The following is a 19652-nucleotide window of genomic DNA, read 5'->3' as shown; positions in this document are numbered from 1 at the left end:
TCGTTTAAAGTAATCATTCTCTCCTTTAAATAAAGAGAATATGCCTGTTTTTGTCGTCACGTGGAGCCCCTCCAGTTGTCGTATTTATGTGCTCATAAAGGGCCCGTAAACGTTTAAAAAAAATTTAAATTAATTCGATAAAATTACAGATCACTAAAGTGTGACGGAACCTCACGAAAAGGATATTTGTAATAAAAGTACAACTTGAAATTGATATTTCAAACTTTTTGAATTTGAAATAAAAATATTATCCATATGAAAAATATGATATTTTTTAAAAAATTATTTCCAAAAAAAGTATGAAACGAAGCGGTTTGCGCAATTCTTGATGAGGAACGGATGTGTCGGGGAATTCGCCTATAAATATAGATGCTGACAGATTGTATCGCCTGAATAAGACATGTTCGAAAATCTCGCCGCTTATCAAAATCGCGCTGAGGGCGGTGCTCCTTACATTTTTTATTGCGATGTCCTGTGTTTCGGGGCGAGCGGGTGCCCAAGAGGCCCCGATTGAGCGCGAACAAGCGCGTTCGGTGATTTCCTTTCAAAGTGAAAACGACCTTTATGGTGACGGTGAAGACCGTTGGTATACCAACGGTTTCAGGCTGGCGGTGGCGCTGGCCCCGCAAGACCGCCCCAAATCCTTTTCTTTTGTATCCGGTCTTTTGCCTTCCGGGGCGAAAAGCGAGGATACGGACCTGTTCATGGCTGTGGGGCAAAGCATGTTTGCGCCTGCGGATATCACCATTAAGGAAAGAATTTTGGATGATCGGCCTTATGCGGGCTGGCTGTATTTCGAAGCCGGTGCGTCAGGACAGGTAGGCAATATGCAAGAAACCCTCACATTGTCCGTTGGGGTGACGGGGCCACCTGCTTTGGCGGAGCGCAGCCAGAAATTCGTGCATACGCTTACCGGCTCGCCTGAGCCTCAAGGCTGGGAGTTTCAGATTGATACGGAACCAACCTTGCAAATTTTCTATGAGCGGGCGTGGTTTTATGACGTGGCAAATCTGTTCGGCCCGGTTTCTATGGATGTTTCGCCGCGTTTTGGGGCCAATCTGGGATCGGTGTTTATTGATGCCAATGCGGGTGTTATCGGCAGGATTGGCAATTTTCTTCCCCATGCTTTTCCGCCGCGCATCAATCCCAGTGCCACCGGCACCGGTAAAATTCTAAGGGCCAAAAAAACAGGCGTTGGCTGGTATATTTTCGGCGGTTTTGAAACACGGGCGGTGGCCCGCAATATGTTTCTGGATGGTGGTATTTTCGATAATGGCCATACGGTTGCCAAAAGACAGTTCGTGAACGAGATCAGCGCCGGTATCGCGCTGAGTTATGACCGCTTTGCCCTGTCATACAGCTATGTGCACCGGTCCCGCGAATTCGAGCTTCAAAGCGAGGCCCAGGCCTTTGGATCGATCAATCTCTCTATTGCCTTTTAGGCGCTGTGGAATAGGCTGGCAATCAGGCGAGGTTTTTGCGGCAATGCCTTGCCATAAGCCCAAAAGAAATACCTGATGAAAGATCTGAAGAAAGCCCAGAAAAAGCAATGGCACAATCGGCACGAAAACGCATCTATCGGGCAGCCTTATGGGCGGTTGCTTGCTTGTGTCTGTTTTTGGTGGCGGGTTTTCTGGCCAGCTCTTTTTTGCTGCGCATGGGGCTGACACAGGCATTGCTGCGCGCAGGGTTTGAACAGGTTGATATCCAGCGGGTGCAGATCCAGTGGGGCGAAGGCGTGCGGATTGGCCGGATTGCTTTAGGCCGTGCGGATGAAGCGCTGCTTTTCGATAGTACGGCACGATTTGATCTGTCCGATATATTGGAGGGGCGCGTGCAATCCCTTGATATTAGGCGGATTCAGGCGGATGTGGCGGCCGATGCGGAAGGATCGCTCAATGTGGCGGGCTATCACCTTGCTATGCAGGGTCAATCGGACCAACCGTTTTTCTTGCCGCTGGATCGTCTGACCATCGGGACGGCGCATATTGCGTTGTCTCTCACCGGAACGGGGCCGGTGGAGGTGACGGTAGATGATGCGGCGCTGGAACAAACGGTCAAAGGAACGCATCTGACCGCCGCGATCCATGCCAAGCATGATTTGGCCGTGATAGAGGGCGGCCTTTTGGCGAACTTGTCGCCAACAGGGGCACTTCAAACCTTGCGCTTTGATCTGGCGCAAGGGGCAATGCAGGCGCAAGACGGCGTGGAAGGGCGTGTCGAGGGCTGGGCCATGCTGGATGTGCCGCACTCACGAATTGAGGCGGATCTTCGTCTTGATGCGCCATCGGCTCATGCCACGCTGCGGGTGTCCAATAAGGTGGGGGAACAGAAAGCCACCGGCCGATTGGAGGCCACCAGCACAGATCTGGCCCTTTTGTCACCGATGCTGGCGGGGGCCGGCGAGATGGCGGGGGAGTTCGTGCTGGATTGGGCGGAAGGGCCCCCGACAGCCAGCATGGACACGCTCTCTGCCCAATTACGTGATCTCGGCTTTGAAGGCATGCATATCCCGTTTTTATCCTATGAAGGCCGTATGGTGGGCAGCCAACAGGATCTGCGCCTTGACGGGGCGCTTATGCTGGACGCCGAAGCTGTATTACCGGATCTGCGCCTTGATGGCCTGCATCTGGATGCCCCGGCCATTGCCATAGAGGCAAACCGCCACTCCCTGCGTCTGTGGCATGAAGGATGTATGGTGGGCCGCATCACGCAGATGGATGTAAGCGGCTATAAAGCCGGCCCCTTGCAGGATATGTGTTTCAAAACACAGGGAAGCGACCCCCTATTGGTTTGGGATCTGGACGACCAGAGCGGCAGGCTGGACATGATCGTGCCGAGCCATGCGTTTGCACTGGATGTGCAGAATAAAGCGGGGAAAAGCCAGAGCTTGGAAGGCACGTTGCCGCAGATCATTGTCGCCGCCAATGGGAGCGTGAAAAACGGGCTGACGGCCTCTATCGATCTTTTTGATGGGCAGGTGATTTCCGATGATGTGGCGCTGGTGGCCAGCGGGTTATCGGGTCAGGTCGTGGTGACGGACAAGGGCCTGCAAAGTGCGGCTTTGACTTTGGAAAAACTGGCCAGCCTTGATCCCATGCCGGTCTGGGCACCGGTATCGCTGGAGGTCAAGGCAGAGAGCAAAGAGCCAGACGAATTTCTTGTGTTCGAAGCTTGGATCTCGGACATTTTGGGCTTGTTCGTTTTGGAAGCGAAGGGGCAAAGCGGTTCGGAAGGCGGGGCGGCCCACTTAACATTGTATCCTGTGAAGTTTCTGCCCGATGTGGCGGAAATTGGCGATATCGCTCCTGCCTATGCAGATGTTTTAACCAATGTCTCCGGTCAGTTTGAATTTGCAGGCGATGTGGTTTGGGGGAGAAAAGAAGCAGGGGGCGTGCGGTCGAATGGGCATGTCTCCTTGACGGATGTGGCTTTTGAAACATCGGGCATGGCGGTTTCGGGCCTGAATGGCGAGATCGCGCTCCGGTCTTTATGGCCGCTGGATACGGCACCGGATCAACGATTGACCATCGACCAATTGATGGCGGGTGTGCTGTTGCAAAAAGGGGAAGCGGTCTTTCAGTTAACGGATAATACGCAGCTTTCCATCTCTGATCTGCATTTTTCATTGGCCGGAGGGCGGCTCTATACGGACTCGTTCATCATGGATTTATCCCGGCCGGGTGATCTTGTGGTGGTCTTGAACGCCGAAGGGGTGCGGGTGACAGAGGTGATGATGATGGGTGGTGTGGATGGTTTGACAGGGGATGGTTTGCTCAATGGGCGCGTGCCGGTTACCCTTGCTGCGGGCGGGCTGAAGGTAGAAGATGCGCGGCTTGAAGCCACAGATAATGGCGTTTTGCGGTATAATCCCGGTGACGTTCCCGGCTTTTTACAAGGGGAGGATATGCGCTCTCAAATGTTGCGCCAGGCCTTGCAGAACTTTCACTATAATGTGCTGAGCTTAAGCTTTGCCGGGGATTTTGCAGGCAGCCAAAGCATGCAACTGGCGGCGCGCGGAGCCAATCCGGATTTTCTCGATGGCCATCCCATCGAATTGAACTTTAATTTACAAGGGGCGTTGGTGGGAGCTGTGGAAAGCGCCATGGGGGCAGGCCGTTCGCAAAGCCTTGAAAGCCTTTTCAAGCGTGCGCAAAAAGACAAACCTGCCGATAGTCCCCAATGAAGGGCCCTGAACATGAAGCCGTGGAGATGATGCCATGAGATCCAGATCGCGCAAATTTACTGCGTTGCCGCTTATTTGTGGGGCGGTGGCTTTGGCCGGGGCCTGTTCACCCACGGTGAAGCTGGAAGCCCCGGATGAACCGATCCGCTTTGATGTGAATATCAATATCACGGAACAAAAGCGGCTCGAAATTGACCGGGAATTGCTGGATCTGATCCGGCGTAATCCTGAATTATTCGGGGTGAAGGCGGAAGATCTGCCTGCCATACAGCCCCAAGAGCCACAAGGGAGTGATATGCAATGACCCTATTGAAAAAAGCCATTTTGGTTCTGGCCCTTGTGCTGATGGCCCCTCTGGCCCAAGCGCAACAGGGGTTGAGCCAGGCCAAGGCCAATGGATTGCTTGGCGAACGGCCTGACGGGTTGGTGGAAGCGGTGGCGGCCCCCGATGCGGCTTTGTCTGCTTGGTGCGAACGGTGAATGAGCAGCGCATGGCAGAATACCGCAAGATCGCGGCCGATACATCGGCACCCCTTGCTGCTGTGCAGGCCCGCGCCGGCCGGCAGATTATCCAGTCTTTGCCCAAAGGCCAGTATTTCAAGGATGCGGCAGGGCGCTGGCGAAAGAAATAATCAGACGCCTGTTTTTATAAGTCTTCTTGAAAGCGTCCGGTTTGCTCCGGGCGCTTTTTTGATTTGTATCAAAGATTGACCCCCTCTTGTCTTTATGTATGACTTTTAAATCAATGAGGGATGGAAACGTGCAGCCAAATGGTGTGCTCATCACGGCCCGACAACGCGGCGAAACATTGGCACTGCTTGTGGGTGGCCTGTTTTTGCTGGCAAGCCTTGCCGAAATCCTTGCACCCATTTCCCAATATACGGCCGATCTGATTTGTCGTGGTGTGACCGATGATGCACCGGTCAGCGGCTTTGCCCCATGCCATGCGGGGATCACCCGCGAGCAGGCATTTTCTTTGGCAGCCCCCGATCTGCGCGGCGAATTCGCGCCCGGATCTGTATCTGCATTTGCATGTGTGTCTGCGATCGGTGGGGTGGTGGGCTCTTTATGGCGCAAGGCTGCCACAGGCTTCGTCAAGGCTTGGGCTCCGCCATGAAAGAAGCAGAAACGGATCATGCGACAATCAGCATATCCAGCAATTTGATCTGGATCAAATTCGTGGGGCCCAAGGGGTGCCAGAAGAGCCTGAAGCGCCTGAAGCGCAAGGACCAAGGGAGAGACGACCATGGCCGGACATCAAACAGAGGCACAAACAAAGATGCCATTGAGCGCTTGGGGCATGATCGTAGCCCTTGGCGCAGGCAGCCTTTATTGGATTATCATCGCCATTTATGCGCTGGATACACCCATGCGCTTTCACGCCTTGTTGTTCGCCGCAGCCTTTATTGCGGGGATCGCTGTTTTAGGGGACACCGCATCCAACGGCAAAGCGGATAAACGCGGTTATAATAATCGCATCGTGAAATATGGCGTCGTGGCCTCGGTATTCTGGGGTGTTGTCGGGTTTCTTGTCGGCGTGGTGATTGCCTTCCAGCTTGCCTTCCCGCAACTGAATTTCGACACCAGCTTCCTCAATTTTGGCCGAATGCGGCCCTTGCACACATCGGCGGTGATTTTTGCCTTTGGCGGCAATGTGTTGATCGCCACCAGCTTTTGGGTGGTGCAACGCACCAGCCGGGCGCGTCTTGCGGGCGATATTGCCCCATGGTTCGTGTTCTGGGGCTATCAGCTGTTCATTGTCATTGCCGCCACCGGCTATCTGATGGGGGTGACGCAATCACGCGAATATGCCGAGCCGGAATGGTATGCGGATATTTGGCTGACCATTGTGTGGGTGACCTATCTTCTGGTGTTTCTTGGCACGCTGGCCAAGCGCCGCGAGCCGCATATCTATGTGGCCAACTGGTTCTATCTGGCCTTTATCGTGACCATCGCCATGCTGCATCTGGGCAATAATATGTCGGTGCCGGTGTCGATATTCTCGTCGAAATCCGTGGCGCTGTTTTCCGGTACGCAAGATGCCCTGATCCAATGGTGGTATGGCCATAATGCGGTGGGCTTTTTCCTGACCGCCGGCTTCCTTGGGATCATGTATTATTTCGTTCCCAAACGCGCCGAGCGGCCGGTTTATTCCTATCGCCTGTCGATCATCCATTTCTGGGCGCTGATCTTCCTTTATATCTGGGCCGGACCGCATCATCTCCACTATACGGCGCTGCCTTATGGGCGCAGACTTTGGGGGCCACCTTCTCCCTGATGCTGTGGATGCCAAGCTGGGGCGGCATGTTGAACGGCTTGCTGACCCTGAAAGGCGCATGGGACAAACTGCGCACCGATCCGGTGATTCGCATGCTGGTGGTGTCGGTGGCCTTCTATGGCATGAGCACCTTTGAAGGTCCGGTGATGTCGATGCACTGGGTGAATGGCTTGTCCCATTATACCGACTGGACCATCGGCCATGTGCATTCCGGGGCGCTGGGCTGGGTAGGCTTTGTGTCTTTTGGCGCGATCTATTGCATGGCACCGGCGGTCTTCAATGTGAAACGGCTGTATTCACTGGTTCTGGTGGAGTGGCATTTCTGGGTCGCCACCTTCGGCATCCTTTTGTACATCACCGCCATGTGGGTTTCGGGGATCATGCAAGGGCTGATGTGGCGGGCTTATGATGCCTTGGGCTTTCTGGAGTTTTCCTTCGCGGAAACGGTGGAAGCCATGCACCTTATTATGTGATCCGGGGCTTGGGCGGGGTGCTGTTCCTCGCGGGGGCTCTGATCATGGCCTATAATGTTTATATGACCGCCAAGGGTCGGGTGCGTGGGTCGGAGGATGTTCCTCTCGATACTCTTGCCCAACCGGCTGAGTGAGGGGGAGCGATCTGATGGCGAAATTTTCCCATAAAACCATCGAGAAGAACTCGATCCTTTTGTTGGTGTTGACCTTGATTGTGGTCTCTATCGGCGGGCTGGTAGAAATCGTGCCGCTGTTCTGGATCAAGAGCACCATCGAAGAGGTGGACGGCGTGCGTCCTTACACGCCTTTGGAACTGGCGGGCCGTAATATTTATGTGCGGGAAGGCTGTTATAATTGCCACAGCCAGATGGTTCGGTCCTTGCGGTCCGAAGTGGACCGCTATGGCCATTATTCACTGGCAGCGGAAAGCATGTACGACCATCCGTTCCAGTGGGGCTCCAAACGCACCGGCCCGGATCTTGCCCGGCTTGGCAATAAATATTCCGATGAATGGCACCGGCTGCATATGGCAGCTCCCCGGTCCGTGGTGCCGGAATCGGTTATGCCCGGCTATCCGTTCCTTGCAAAAACACCCTTGGACATGCGCACCATCAAAGAGGTGATCGCCGCCAATGCCACGGTGGGTGTGCCCTATGACGAGGCAATGATCGAAAATGCCGCGGCCGATCTTTTGGCGCAGCTTGATCCTTATGGCGATATCGACGGCTTGATGGAACGCTATGGCGACAATGTTGCCATCCGCGATTTCGATGGCAATCCGCGCATGGTATCGGAGCTGGATGCCCTGATTGCTTATTTGCAGGTGCTCGGCACGTTCGTGGATTTCAATGCCTATAACGAACAGGCCGCGGGCAATGAAAGATAAGCGCCATGTATGAAGCCATTTCAAAAATCGCCGGAACTTGGGGGCTTTTGTTCCTCTTGGTGCTGTTTGTGGCGGCTGTGGCCTATGCCTTGTGGCCGTCCAATAAAAAGACATTCGATCATGCGCGTAATTTACCGCTTGAGGATGACGGCCCGCTTGAGGACAGCCTTCACGAAAACAGCCCAGAGGATGAAAAAGGGGAGGGGCGGCCATGAGTGACGCACCAAAACACGATGAATTGACCGGGGTGGAAACCACGGGCCATGATTGGGACGGCATCACCGAGCTTGATAACCCCCTGCCCAAATGGTGGCTCTATATCTTTTATGCCTGCATCGGTTTGTCGGTTCTCGCTGGATCTGGTACCCAAGCTGGCCGGTATGGATGGGGGAATGGACCTATTTGAAGGGTGTGGCCGGATTCTCCAAACGCGCCGAAGTAAGCCGGGAACTGGCAGAGATCGAAGCCGGGCGCGAGGTGTATTTCAAGCAGATCCGCGCGCAAAGTCTGGAAGATATCCGCACCGATCCCGAACTTTTGCAGGTCAGTCTTGCAGGCGGTGCTGCAGCCTTTGGCGATAATTGTGCCCCGTGTCACGGCTCTGGCGCACAGGGCTTTGCGGGCTTTCCCAATCTGAATGACGATGCCTGGCTTTGGGGCGGTACATTGGATGATATCCACACCACCTTGCGCCACGGTATTCGCTGGGAAGCGGATATGGATACCCGCCTGTCCATGATGCAGGGCTATTTGAAGGACGGCATTTTGTCACGCGATGAAGTGAGCGATGTGGTGCAATATGTGCTGAGTTTTTCAGGACGCGAAGATGATAACGAGGCCGCCCGGCGTGGGGCCACCACCTTTGCGGAGATTTGCTCTGCCTGCCATATGGAAGACGGTACGGGCATGCATGAATTGGGTGCCCCCGATCTGACCGATGCCATTTGGCTTTATGGCGGCGACAAAGACACCATTTATGAAACCGTCGCCAATGGTCGGGGCGGTGTGATGCCCGCATGGGCGGGTCGGTTGGATGATGCCACCATCAAGCAGCTTGCCCTTTATGTGCACAGCCTTGGTGGCGGGGAAGAACTGCAGCCTTAAGCGGGCATATGCCCGAATGATGTGCGAGAAAAGCAGGATCTATGACAGCGTCAATCGCAAGCGGACATAATAAAGCCAAAGCCCCCGAGCCACCGCAACCCGGTGGCGAGAGGGGCCGCTTTATCAATCGCGCGTGAAAATTTATCCCAAGCGCGTTTCAGGCACCTTTCGTAATCTGAAATGGCTGGTGATGATCGTGACGCTGGGGGTGTATTATGTGACCCCGTGGCTGCGTTGGGATCGCGGGGCAACCGCCCCGGACCAAGCGGTGTTGCTGGATCTGCCCCATCGGCGGTTTTATTTCTTCTTTATCGAGATCTGGCCGCAAGAGGTTTATTATCTCACGGGCCTGTTGATCCTTGCCGCTTTGCTGTTGTTTTTGTTCACATCCCTTTTCGGGCGCGTCTGGTGCGGCTATGCCTGTCCGCAAACGGTATGGACAGACCTGTTCATCTGGGTTGAACGCCTTGTGCAGGGGGACCGCAACAAGCGCATGAAGCTGGATAAATCCCCTTGGACGGCGACGAAAATTGCCAAGAAGTCGCTGACCCATTTTATCTGGCTGGTGCTTTCTGTGGCCACAGGCGGCGCGTGGGTGTTTTATTTTGCCGATGCGCCAAGCCTGATGACCGGGCTTTTGACCGGCGAAGCTCCCTTGGCGGCCTATTTGGCAATCGCCGGATTGACCTTTACCACCTATAGCCTTGGCGGGCTGATGCGCGAACAGGTGTGCACCTATATGTGTCCATGGCCACGTATTCAGGGGGCCATGTTCGATGCGGATACGTTTCTGGTGTCTTATAAGCCTGATCGGGGCGAACCGCGCGGGCCGCACAAAAAAGGGGAAAGCTGGGTCGGGCGGGGCGATTGCATCGATTGTCAGGCCTGTGTTGCGGTATGTCCGGTGGGGATCGATATCCGCAATGGCCCGCAGCTTGAATGTATTCAGTGCGCTTTGTGCATCGATGCCTGCAATGAGATCATGGACAAGATCGACCGCCCGCGTGGATTGATCGATTATGAAACGCTGGCCATGCCGGATGCGCGCGCAAAGGGTGAAAAGCCCAAAATAAGATTGGTGCGCGGGCGCACCATTATCTACAGCCTGTCGATTCTGTTGACGGCGGCGGTGATGGGCTATGGCTTGTTGACGCGCGGCGATCTGGAGATGAGCGTGCTGCGGGATCGCAACCCGCTGTTCGTGCCTTTGTCCGATGGCTCGGTACGCAATGGCTATACGATAAAGATCCTTAATAAAGCCCATGAAACCCGCAATTTTTCCATCGAGCTTTCGGGGATAGAAGGATTGGCATTAAGCCGCCCCAATGCGGTGGATCGCCCGGATCGGGTGATGGTTGGCCCCGATGATGTGCAATCGGTCCGGCTTTATGTGACCGCCCCGGCCGATATCGTGCGGTCGCCGGTTTTGGCCAATGGGGAAAAGGCCATAAACATTGCCATCCGCGATATGGAAAGCGGGGCCGTTGCCTCTCGCAATACGGTGTTTCGCGGCCCCCAGAGTCGTTCGCAGGGCCGCCGCTGATGAATAAGGAAGTGCGGGCATGGCAAAAGAACTGACAGGGCGCAAAGTGGCCGCCATCTTTTTCGGGTTTTTCGGCCTGGTTTTCGGCGCAAATCTGATCATGATGACCTTCGCCGCCAAAACATATGACGGGGTGCAAGAAGAAGACGCCTATCGGAAAGGCCGCGATTATAATGATATTCTGGCACAGGCCCGGCAGCAGCATGATCTGGGCTGGCAGGTGGCGTTTGACCATGAACAGCTTGGATCGGCCCTTGAGCAGAAAGTCACGGCCCGCTTTGCGGATAAACAGGGAAATCCGCTGGATGGCTTGACGGTTTCGGCGCTGTTTTTCTCGCAGGTGGAAGCGGACCATGACGAGCGCATCGGGCTGGCCGGATTGGGCGACGGGCGCTATGAAGCGTGGCGCGATTGCCCCGTGCCGGACGGTGGGAATTGCGCTTGTTTGCCGATGGCGCCGGGGCCGAGAATTATTTCCTGCGCAAAAACATCTTCATCAAGCCATGACAAGCATGGCGTCTCATAGCCCCGCCCTTGATGCGTGGAGCGGTCAGGTCCGCAGCCTTGAGAACGGCTTGTCTGAAATGGATTTTCTGGTGCCGGGCATGCATTGCGCTGGCTGTATGCGCAAGATCGAGGGGGGCTTGTCGGCGCTTGATGCTGTAACCGATGCCCGGGCCAATCTGTCCACCCGTCGGGTGCGGGTGCGCTGGCAGACAGGCGCAAAAAATGTGGAAAATATCCGCGCCGCCATTGAATCCCTGGGTTTTGATGCTGCCCCTTTCGATGCCCGTTTGGCCGATCAGGGGGATAATGCCCGCTCCCGCAGCCTGTTGCGCGGCATTGCCATATCGGGCTTTGCTGCTGCCAATGTGATGCTGTTGTCCGTTTCGGTGTGGGCTGGCCTGTTTTCCGATATGGATGGGGTTACCCGCCAGTTATTCCATTGGATTTCCGCGCTGATTGCCTTGCCTGCCGTGGCTTATGCAGGCCAGCCGTTTTTTCGTTCCGCCGCCTCTGCCTTGAAGGTTGGGCAGATGAATATGGATGTGCCGATTTCGCTGGGGGTGATTTTGGCTTCGGGGGCAAGCCTTCTGGAAACCATGCGCGGGGCCGAGCATGTCTATTTCGATGCGGCCATCAGCCTGGTGTTTTTTCTTCTGATCGGCCGCTATCTGGAAAGTGCCATGCGTAGCCGCGCCGGAGAAGCGGCGCGGAATTTGCTGGCCATTCGTTCTGTTGCGGCAATCCGCATCGATGAAGACGGGGAACGGCGGTCCGTTCCCGTTGAAGCCTTGATGCCGGGGGATCGGGTGTTTGTGGCTCCGGGGATGCGGGTGCCTGCCGACGGGGCTGTGGCCGACGGGGCATCGGATGTGGATATGAGCCTGCTCAGCGGCGAAAGTGTGCCGGAACGGGCTTTGGCGGGCGATAATGTCTATGCCGGAACTCTCAATCTTTCCGGTCCTTTGCTGGTGGATATCAAGGCCGCCAGCGAGGATACCCTATTGGCGCAAATTGCCCGCCTGATGGAAGCCGCCGAGCAAGGCCGCGCCGGATTCGTGCGCCTGGCCGACCGCATTGCGCGGTTTTATGCACCAATGGTGCATCTTTTGGCCGCAGGCACATTTGTGGGCTGGATGTTGATCGGGGCGGGCTGGCATCCGGCTTTGATGACGGCGGTTTCGGTACTGATTATCACCTGCCCCTGTGCCTTGGCCTTGCTGTGCCGGTGGTGCAAGTGGTGGCATCGGGGGTGTTGTTGCGTCTTGGGGTTCTGGTGAAATCCGCCGATGGGCTGGAACGCTTGGGACAGATCGACGAGGTGGTGTTCGATAAAACGGGCACGCTTACATTGGGTGTGCCTGATCTTGTGAATGGTGATGCCATCCCGACTGTTGATCTGGCATTGGCGGCGGCGCTTGCCAGTCAATCGCGCCATCCCTTGTCGCAGGCGGTTGCGGCAGTGGGGGCAGGGCTGCCCATGCCGAAACTCGAGCAGATCCATGAGGTGCCGGGTTATGGGGTGGAAGGAATACTGGAAGGCCGTAAAGTGCGCCTTGGCCGTCGGGATTGGGTTGTGCAGGATCAATCGACAGCGGCGCAGGAGGATGACAACCATTCCGGTCCGGATTTGTGGCTTTCGGGCCTTGATGGCTCGGCTTGGCGCTTTTTGTTCCATGACCGGCTGCGCCCTGATGCGCAAGATGTGGTGGCAGCGCTTTTGGCATCAGGAAAAACCGTGCGGCTTTTATCCGGAGACCGTGAGGCGGTGGTGGCGCAAACCGCAGCACAGCTTGGCATAACGCATTGGCAAGCCCGATGCAGCCCGGCGGATAAAATTGCGGCGCTGAATGCCTTGTCCGAAAGCGGAAAGCGGGTGCTGATGGTGGGCGATGGCTTGAATGATGCCCCGGCCTTGCGCGCGGCCCATGTGTCCATGTCGCCGGCCAGTGCCGCAGATATTTCCCAAACGGCGGCAGATTTCGTGTTCCAAAGCGAAAGCCTGCGTCCGGTTTTGCATAGCATCACCATCGCCCATAAGGCGCGAAACAGGGTTCTGGAAAATTTCGGCCTGGCTTTTAGTTATAATCTTGTGGCGGTGCCTTTGGCAGTCTTGGGGTTTGTGACACCTTTGATCGCGGCGGTGGCCATGTCGTCTTCCTCTATCCTTGTGACGCTGAATGCCTTGCGGTTGCGCACAGGGTCCGGGGGGCGGCCATGACGGTGCTGCTGTTTTTGATCCCCATTGCATTGTTTTTGGGCGGGCTTGGCCTTTTGGCGTTTTTATGGGCGCTGAAAAGCGGGCAATATGACGATCTGGACGGGGCCGCCGAGCGCATCTTGCTCGATGATGATGGAGATGACGAAAACCAGAATGATGAAGGCGATGCCCCGCCTTCTGCGTGATGCGGACGATGATGCTTGCGCCTTTCCTCTCTCCTCTTTATGCTGCGCTGCGGTGGTGCCCGTGAGTGATCGCGGGCCAAAAGGGAACACGGTAAAAGCCGTGGCTGTGCCCGCAACTGTAAGCGGATAGGTTCGCGCAAAATATGCCACTGAAGCAGGTTTGTTTCGGGAAGGCTGCGCAAAGAACCGATCACCCGCAAGCCAGGAGACCTGCCACCCCGTCGTCTTCCTCCGGCCGGGATTAGCCATGAGGAGCGGACAACCGCCGCGGCGACATCATGGGTGACTGGCCGTGCGGGGAATGTTCACATAATCCATGCGCCGATCGCCCGTTTTGCAATGCCAAACGGGGAGCATGTCCGTGGCTGAAACTATCCTTGGCGTGAAAGCGCTTTTGGGCTGTGTATGTGGCTCGATCCTTTGTGCGGTGGCGGCAAGCGCCCAAAGCGCTCGCGAGGATCTTGAAGAAATGATCATCACCGGGGCGCGCGAGCCTTTGTCGGCCACGCAATTGGGGGCATCGGTATCGGTGATTGACCAAGCGCGGATCGAGGCCCGCCAAAGCCCGATTTTATCCGATTTGCTCCGCGATGTTGCGGGTTTGTCCGTTAGCCCCACGGGGCCTTTGGGCAATCAGGTCCAGATCCGTATTCGCGGTGCCGAAGGCAACCAGACGCTGGTGCTGATCGATGGCATTGAAGCCACCGATCCGGTGGGCAATTTCGAATTGAATTTCGCCGATGTTTTGAGCACCGGGATAGAGCGGGTCGAGGTGATCAAGGGAGCGCAAAGCGCGCTTTATGGATCGGAAGCCATTGGTGGCGTGATCAGTATTCTGACCCGTGATCCGGTAGAGGGTTTTGAATGGGAAGCCTTGGGCGAAGGCGGATCGTTCGAAACGGCCCGTTTTGGCACCACCGTTTCGGGCGGCACAAAGCGCATGGGCGGGACATTTTCTGCGGGCTATCTTGAAAGCGATGGTATTTCAGCAAGCCCGTCAGGTGATGAAAAAGACGGCTATGAAAATCTCACCTTGTCGGGAAAGCTGCGGGCCAATCCGTTCGATGCTTTGCGCTTGGGCGTAACGGCGCGTTATGTGTCGGCCACCAGTGAATTCGATGCGCAGGATTTTTTCACCGGACAAGTGGTGGATGCGGATCTGGAGCGCGAATTTGCGGCTTTTTATGGCCGGGCAGATGCGGCTTTAACTTTGTTTGATGATGATTGGCGGCAGCAAGTATGGGTCACGCTGACCGATACCGACAGCGATAATTTCGGTGCAGGTGGCAGCTTTACCAATTCCTTTGAAGGCGAGCGGCTGAAATTTGGCTATCAAAGCACCGTTCATTATGCCGCCAGTGATTTTACTTTGGCTGTCGAGCATGAAGAACTGGATTTCAAAGCCATCAATGCCGATGCACAAGACCCTTCCAATCAAAAGGCCAATGACGATCAAACCTCGTTCATCGGGGAAGTACGCAGCGATTTTGCACCGGGCTGGTTTCTGACTTTGGGCGTGCGCCATGATATGAATGACCGCTTCGACGATGCCACCACATGGCGCGCCACAGGGTCTATCATTCTATCGCAGGCGACACGGTTGCATGGCAGCTACGGCACCGGCGTTTCCGACCCCACATTCTTTGACCGGTTCGGGTTTTTCCCGGGCCAATTCATCGGCAATGACACACTGACCCCGGAAAAAGCGCGGGGCTGGGATTTGGGCGTTGAATATGCCTTCTGGATGGGGCGCTTGTGCTGGATGCCACATGGTTTTCGTCGCATCTGCGCGATGAAATTGTCGGCACCTTTGATGCCACCACTTTTTTGTCGTCGGTGGAAAATCAACTGGGGAAAAGCGACCGCAAAGGAGTGGAGCTGAGCCTTGATTACCGGCTGTCATCGGTGCTGGAATTGTTTGCATCCTATACATGGCTGGATGCGGATGAACCGGATGGCAGCACGGAAATCCGCCGCGCCCGCCATCAGGCCAGCCTGTCTGGCACATGGCACATGGCGCAAGATCGTGCGGATCTGACCTTTGCCGTGCAGTATAATGGCGATCAGGACGATCAGGATTTTTCCAGCTTCCCCGCCACCCGCGTAACCCTTCAATCCTATGTTCTGGTGTCGCTGGCCGGACGGGTGACCTTGTTTGAAGGGCTGGATGCGGTGGCACGGGTGGAAAATCTGCTGGATGACACATATCAAGCGGTTTTAGGGTTCAACACGCCGGGTATCGGGGCCTATGCGGGCCTAAGGGCACGGTTTTGATGCGGCCGCGCATGCATATAAGATCATGGGCATTGGGGGTCTGTGCGCTGTTTCTTGGGGGTGCCATACCGGCGGCTGCGGATCCGAACCGCATTGTCAGTCTTGATTATTGTGCCGATGCTTATGTTCTGGCTCTGGCTGAACGGGATCATATCCTTGCCTTATCCGCCGATGCCGCCCGCCCCTATGCTTGGGGGCGGGACCGGATGGCGGGGATCGCCCAGCATGATGGCAGTGCCGAAGCGATCCTTGATCTGAAACCGGATCTGGTGATCCATTCGGGGCTTGAGCATCTTAAATCTGTTCATATGCTGGATCGTTTCGGGATCGAAATTATTGATATCGGCTATTCCCAAAGTCTCGATCATGGCCGGAAAGCGCTTTTGAAAGTGGGCGCGGCCTTGGGGGAAGACAAAAAGGCCCGCCATATGCTGGCGTCCATCGATGGGCGTTTGATGGCGGCCCAAAAACAGGTGGCAATGCTGGAGAAAACCCATAAGCGGCCCAGCGCGCTTTATCTGACCCCATCGGGCATCACCACCGGCCGCGGCACCTATATTGATGAAGTGATGGCGTTGGCGGGGATCGACAATCAACTGGCAGAGAACGGGGTTGATGGCTGGTCTTCGGTGGGGCTGGAAGCCTTGGCCGCAAAACCGCCTGCATGGTGATTACCAGCTTTTTTCAGGGCCGTTCGGGCTGGAACAATACCTGGCGCTTTTCCCATCATCCGCTGGCGAAACGCATCATGGACCGGGCACACCGTGTTGAAGTGCCGGCAAATCAATGGGGCTGTGGCGGCTTTTTTCTGGTAGAGGCCGTGGAAACCCTGATCGCTGCCCGCATCCGCGATGAAGGACCGCGATTGGCCGAAACCGCTTTTATAAAAGGGGCCGGGAAATGACCGGATATGCCCGCTTGCTTTGGGTGTTGCTGGTGCTGGTTCTTGTGCTGTCTGGCGTCTCCTTGTCGCTTGGTCCGGCGAAGATCGGCTTTGCCGAGGCGTTTCATGCCTTGGGGGCCGGAGAGGGCAGCATGGAGGCGGCGATCCTGTGGCAGATCCGCCTGCCGCGCCTGTTATTGGGATTGCTTGTGGGGGGATCGCTGGGTTTGTCCGGTGCAGCGCTTCAAGGGCTGTTGCGCAATCCTTTGGCGGAGCCGGGGATCATTGGCGTATCGGCAAGTGCCGGATTTGGCGCGGTATTGGCGCTTTATTTTTCCGCTGCAGGCATGACCCTTTCGGTGCCGTTTTCCGCCATGGCCGGGGCGGGCGTGGCAACGGCCTTGCTGATCTTGTTGGCGAGCGCGATGCCAGTGTGCTGACATTGATTTTGGCAGGGGTGGCCATCAATTCCTTGGCCGGAGCCCTGACGGCTTTGGCGCTTAATCTGTCGCCCAATCCTTTTGCCTTGGCGGATATGGTGCATTGGCTGATGGGCAGCTTTGCCGATCGCAGCCTTGAGGATGTGGCTTTGGCGGCTCCTTTCGTTCTGTTGGGTATGGCTTTGCTGCTGGTTTCGGGGCCGGGGCTGCGGGCTTTGGTTTTGGGCGAGGAAACCGCCGCCTCTTTGGGCATCGGGCTGTTAAAACTGCGCTTGTTGGTAACAATCGGTGCGGCTTTGTGCGTGGGGGCAGGCGTTGCGGTTTCGGGGGCTATCGGTTTTGTGGGGCTGGTGGTGCCGCATTTATTGCGCCCGCTGGTGGGGTATGATCCGGCACGCCTGTTGCTGCCCAGCGCCTTGGCCGGAGCCGTTTTGCTTGTTGCCGCCGATAGCCTTGTAAGGATTTTGCCCGGTGTCACCGAACTGAAGCTGGGCGTGGTGACAGCCTTGATCGGTGCCCCGGCCTTTTTGCACTTGGTATGGACAACGCGGAGACAGATGCGATGACCCTGCGTGCCGACCATATAGACATTTCCTTGGGCGGGCGAAAAGTGGTGCATCAGGCATCCTTGCATGTGGCCCCCGGCGAACTGGTGGCGCTCATTGGTCCCAATGGGGCAGGGAAATCCACCCTATTGAAAGCCTTGGCCGGATTATTGCCGGTCGATGAAGGGCGTATCTTGCCGGATGTCTCTGTCAAGGAACGGGCGCGTTTGCGGGCATGGCTGGGGCAGGATGCGGCCATTCACTGGCCGGTGACGGTGGCGCGGCTGGTGTCTTTGGGGCGTTTGCCGCATCTGGATGCTTTCCACCGTGCCGCCCCCAGCGATAGAGAGGCCATCCAAAAAGCCATGGCCGCTACCGACTGTTTGGCCTTTGCCCGGCGCCCCGCAACGCATCTTTCGGCGGGGGAACGGGCGCGGGCGTTGCTGGCGCGGGCCTTTGCCACCCAGGCGCCGTTTATTCTGGCCGATGAACCGGCGGCAGCCCTTGATCCCTATCATGCCTTCCAGATGATGGAATTATTGCGCCATGAAGCACAGGCCGGTCGCGGCGTTCTGGTGGTGTTGCATGATCTTAATCTGGCTGCGCGCTTTGCCCATCGGGTGGTGCTGATGGCCGAAGGCGCGATCTTGGCCGATGGGGCTGCGCAAACGGTGTTGAGCGACGACCTGCTGGGGCGTGCCTATGGTATTCGGGTGGCCCGTGGCGATGGGTGGCTGGTGCCGATCAGTCGCTTGCAATCGCCGGATTGAAGCCGGATCATTTGCGTGGCACTGTGCCCTTCATGACAACAGACACACCCTTTCATCTGGCTTTTCCGGTGCATGATCTGGCAAAGGCCGAACAGTTTTATGGCCAGCTTTTGGGCTGTGCCATTGGGCGGCGCTCTCTGCGATGGATCGATTTTGATTTCTTCGGCCACCAGATCACCGCCCATTTACGCCCTGAAGACTGTCAAGCGGCTACCAGCAACAAGGTGGATGGTGATGCGGTGCCGGTCCGTCATTTCGGGGCGATCTTGCCTTGGGATCATTGGCAGGCTCTGGCTGATCGGCTTCAGGCCGAAGAGATAGACTTTTTGCTGGCCCCCAAGATCCGGTTCAAAGGCAAATCCGGAGAGCAGGGGACATTTTTTATCCGCGATCCATCGGGCAATGCGCTTGAGTTCAAAACCTTCAAAAACAAGGCGCAGATATTTGCGCGCGGGGGCGATGATGATCACATTTGAAGGCAAAAATTTTCTGGTTACCGGCGCATCAAAAGGCATCGGGGCCGCCACCGTCCATGTGCTTTTAAAGGCCGGTGCCAATGTGGCATTGCATTGGCACAATGATGAGGCGCAAGCCGCAATTCTGGCAGAGACATTCGGGCCGGACCGTACGCATTTATTCCGCGCCGATCTGGGGGATCAGCAGGCCGTGCGGGGGCTGTTTGTCGATGCGGTCAAATGGGCGCAATCGCTTCATGGGGCAGGCCGTCTGGATGGAATTGTCAATAATGCCGCCACCATGCCTTATAGCGGGCCGGAAGATGCGCGCGCCGACTGGGATGCGGATTGGGATCAGGTGTGGCGGGTGAATGTGCGCGCCGTGGCCGATTTGTGCCGTGAAGCCGTTTTGCATTTCAGGGAAAGCGGCCCGGATGGAAACCGTCCGGCGGGCGGCATGATCGTTAATATTGCCAGCCGGGCCGCCTTTCGGGGCGATATGCCCGATGCCATGCATTATGCCGCATCAAAAGGCGCGGTGGTGGCGCTTACACGGTCTTTGGCCAAGGGCTATGCGCAAGACGGTATCCGCGCTTATTGCGTGGCACCGGGCTGGGTGCGCACGGATCGGGTGGCCAACCGTATCGATGAAAGCCCCACGGCCTTGGCGGAAATCCCCATGGGTGCCGCCGCGCCGCCAGAGGAAGTGGGCAATCTGGTGGCATTTTTGCTGTCAGGTCTGGCCCATCATGCCACCGGGGCCACCATCGATATCAATGGCGCCAGCTATTTTCATTGAGCGGTGATAAAGGTGCTTTTCTTATAGCCCTGGGCGAATAAAAGGGCGGTGAGATCGGTATAGGAGACCACCATATCCGCCGCCAAAGCCGCTTTGGGCTTGGCGT

At 56.4% G+C, this 19652-nt stretch carries 20 protein-coding genes, 3 pseudogenes and 1 riboswitch; all 23 genes and pseudogenes read left to right on the top strand.

The window, feature by feature from the left end:
* The first annotated feature begins 467 nt into the window (after positions 1-467).
* The 23 genes and pseudogenes from JCM17844_RS07000 (at position 468) to JCM17844_RS06890 (ending at position 19546) form a co-directional block, all read left to right on the top strand.
* Positions 468-1442 carry a lipid A deacylase LpxR family protein gene (locus tag JCM17844_RS07000; protein ID WP_371864749.1) on the top strand — a complete coding sequence of 325 codons (975 nt, stop codon included), beginning with the start codon at positions 468-470 and terminating at the stop codon, positions 1440-1442.
* 107 nt (positions 1443-1549) lie between these two features.
* Complete coding sequence (locus JCM17844_RS06995) at positions 1550-4186, top strand: intermembrane phospholipid transport protein YdbH family protein (RefSeq protein WP_150000293.1); 2637 nt, start codon at positions 1550-1552, stop codon at positions 4184-4186.
* A gap of 34 nt (positions 4187-4220) precedes the next feature.
* The gene (locus tag JCM17844_RS06990) at positions 4221-4490 is read left to right on the top strand and encodes a YnbE family lipoprotein (protein ID WP_150000292.1); all 270 of its coding nucleotides are present in this window, start codon (positions 4221-4223) and stop codon (positions 4488-4490) included.
* Positions 4487-4666 (top strand): YdbL family probable chaperone protein, encoded by a 180-nt coding sequence (locus JCM17844_RS16485; protein ID WP_150000291.1) that lies wholly within the window; start codon positions 4487-4489, stop codon positions 4664-4666. Before JCM17844_RS06990 ends, JCM17844_RS16485 begins: the two co-directional genes overlap by 4 nt.
* A gap of 11 nt (positions 4667-4677) precedes the next feature.
* Positions 4678-4818 carry a DUF1318 domain-containing protein gene (locus tag JCM17844_RS16480; protein WP_150000290.1) on the top strand — a complete coding sequence of 47 codons (141 nt, stop codon included), beginning with the start codon at positions 4678-4680 and terminating at the stop codon, positions 4816-4818.
* A 128-nt stretch (positions 4819-4946) separates the two neighbouring features.
* Entirely contained in the window at positions 4947-5303 is a 357-nt protein-coding gene (locus tag JCM17844_RS06975) for a hypothetical protein (RefSeq protein ID WP_150000289.1), read from the top strand.
* 162 nt (positions 5304-5465) lie between these two features.
* Positions 5466-7071, top strand: a pseudogene (gene ccoN / locus JCM17844_RS17215) (cytochrome-c oxidase, cbb3-type subunit I).
* A gap of 14 nt (positions 7072-7085) precedes the next feature.
* Entirely contained in the window at positions 7086-7823 is a 738-nt protein-coding gene (gene ccoO / locus JCM17844_RS06965; protein WP_150000288.1) for a cytochrome-c oxidase, cbb3-type subunit II, read from the top strand.
* A 5-nt stretch (positions 7824-7828) separates the two neighbouring features.
* A complete protein-coding gene (locus JCM17844_RS06960) occupies positions 7829-8038 on the top strand; it encodes a cbb3-type cytochrome c oxidase subunit 3 (RefSeq protein ID WP_150000287.1) in 210 nt (69 codons plus the stop codon).
* Positions 8035-8927 (top strand): annotated as a pseudogene (gene ccoP, locus JCM17844_RS06955) (cytochrome-c oxidase, cbb3-type subunit III). Before JCM17844_RS06960 ends, ccoP begins: the two are co-directional and overlap by 4 nt.
* A 133-nt stretch (positions 8928-9060) precedes the next feature.
* Entirely contained in the window at positions 9061-10470 is a 1410-nt protein-coding gene (ccoG, locus tag JCM17844_RS06950; RefSeq protein WP_210431548.1) for a cytochrome c oxidase accessory protein CcoG, read from the top strand.
* A 19-nt stretch (positions 10471-10489) separates the two neighbouring features.
* Positions 10490-10996, top strand: a complete 507-nt coding sequence (locus JCM17844_RS06945) for a FixH family protein (protein ID WP_150000286.1) — start codon at positions 10490-10492, stop codon at positions 10994-10996.
* Positions 10983-12254, top strand: a complete 1272-nt coding sequence (locus JCM17844_RS06940) for a heavy metal translocating P-type ATPase (RefSeq protein WP_210431547.1) — start codon at positions 10983-10985, stop codon at positions 12252-12254. Before JCM17844_RS06945 ends, JCM17844_RS06940 begins: the two co-directional genes overlap by 14 nt.
* Positions 12197-13195, top strand: a complete 999-nt coding sequence (locus tag JCM17844_RS06935) for an HAD-IC family P-type ATPase (RefSeq protein WP_210431546.1) — start codon at positions 12197-12199, stop codon at positions 13193-13195. Before JCM17844_RS06940 ends, JCM17844_RS06935 begins: the two co-directional genes overlap by 58 nt.
* Positions 13192-13380: a cbb3-type cytochrome oxidase assembly protein CcoS gene (gene ccoS, locus JCM17844_RS06930; protein WP_150000283.1), complete on the top strand. Its 189-nt coding sequence runs from the start codon at positions 13192-13194 to the stop codon at positions 13378-13380. Before JCM17844_RS06935 ends, ccoS begins: the two co-directional genes overlap by 4 nt.
* Positions 13381-13416: 36 nt before the next feature.
* Positions 13417-13612, top strand: a riboswitch (cobalamin riboswitch).
* A gap of 129 nt (positions 13613-13741) precedes the next feature.
* On the top strand, positions 13742-15262 hold the full coding sequence (locus tag JCM17844_RS06925; RefSeq protein ID WP_210431545.1) for a TonB-dependent receptor plug domain-containing protein: 1521 nt from the start codon (positions 13742-13744) through the stop codon (positions 15260-15262).
* Positions 15166-15654 (top strand): TonB-dependent receptor domain-containing protein, encoded by a 489-nt coding sequence (locus JCM17844_RS06920; protein WP_235898949.1) that lies wholly within the window; start codon positions 15166-15168, stop codon positions 15652-15654. Before JCM17844_RS06925 ends, JCM17844_RS06920 begins: the two co-directional genes overlap by 97 nt.
* Complete coding sequence (locus JCM17844_RS06915) at positions 15654-16325, top strand: ABC transporter substrate-binding protein (protein WP_210431544.1); 672 nt, start codon at positions 15654-15656, stop codon at positions 16323-16325. Before JCM17844_RS06920 ends, JCM17844_RS06915 begins: the two co-directional genes overlap by 1 nt.
* Positions 16319-16558, top strand: coding sequence for a hypothetical protein (locus JCM17844_RS06910; protein ID WP_150000279.1), 240 nt, complete (start codon positions 16319-16321; stop codon positions 16556-16558). The genes JCM17844_RS06915 and JCM17844_RS06910 overlap by 7 nt, the downstream gene beginning before the upstream one ends.
* A pseudogene (locus JCM17844_RS15910) lies at positions 16555-17543 on the top strand (FecCD family ABC transporter permease). Before JCM17844_RS06910 ends, JCM17844_RS15910 begins: the two are co-directional and overlap by 4 nt.
* Positions 17540-18292, top strand: a complete 753-nt coding sequence (locus JCM17844_RS06900; protein ID WP_210431541.1) for an ABC transporter ATP-binding protein — start codon at positions 17540-17542, stop codon at positions 18290-18292. Before JCM17844_RS15910 ends, JCM17844_RS06900 begins: the two are co-directional and overlap by 4 nt.
* Positions 18293-18324: 32 nt before the next feature.
* Entirely contained in the window at positions 18325-18768 is a 444-nt protein-coding gene (locus JCM17844_RS06895) for a VOC family protein (RefSeq protein WP_150000445.1), read from the top strand.
* Positions 18752-19546, top strand: coding sequence for an SDR family NAD(P)-dependent oxidoreductase (locus JCM17844_RS06890; protein ID WP_210431539.1), 795 nt, complete (start codon positions 18752-18754; stop codon positions 19544-19546). The genes JCM17844_RS06895 and JCM17844_RS06890 overlap by 17 nt, the downstream gene beginning before the upstream one ends.
* Positions 19547-19652 lie beyond the last annotated feature (106 nt).

The sequence above is a fragment of the Iodidimonas gelatinilytica genome, from assembly GCF_008579125.1.
Taxonomy (GTDB): domain Bacteria; phylum Pseudomonadota; class Alphaproteobacteria; order Sphingomonadales; family Rhodothalassiaceae; genus Iodidimonas; species Iodidimonas muriae.
This window is presented reverse-complemented; position numbering and strand designations above follow the sequence as displayed.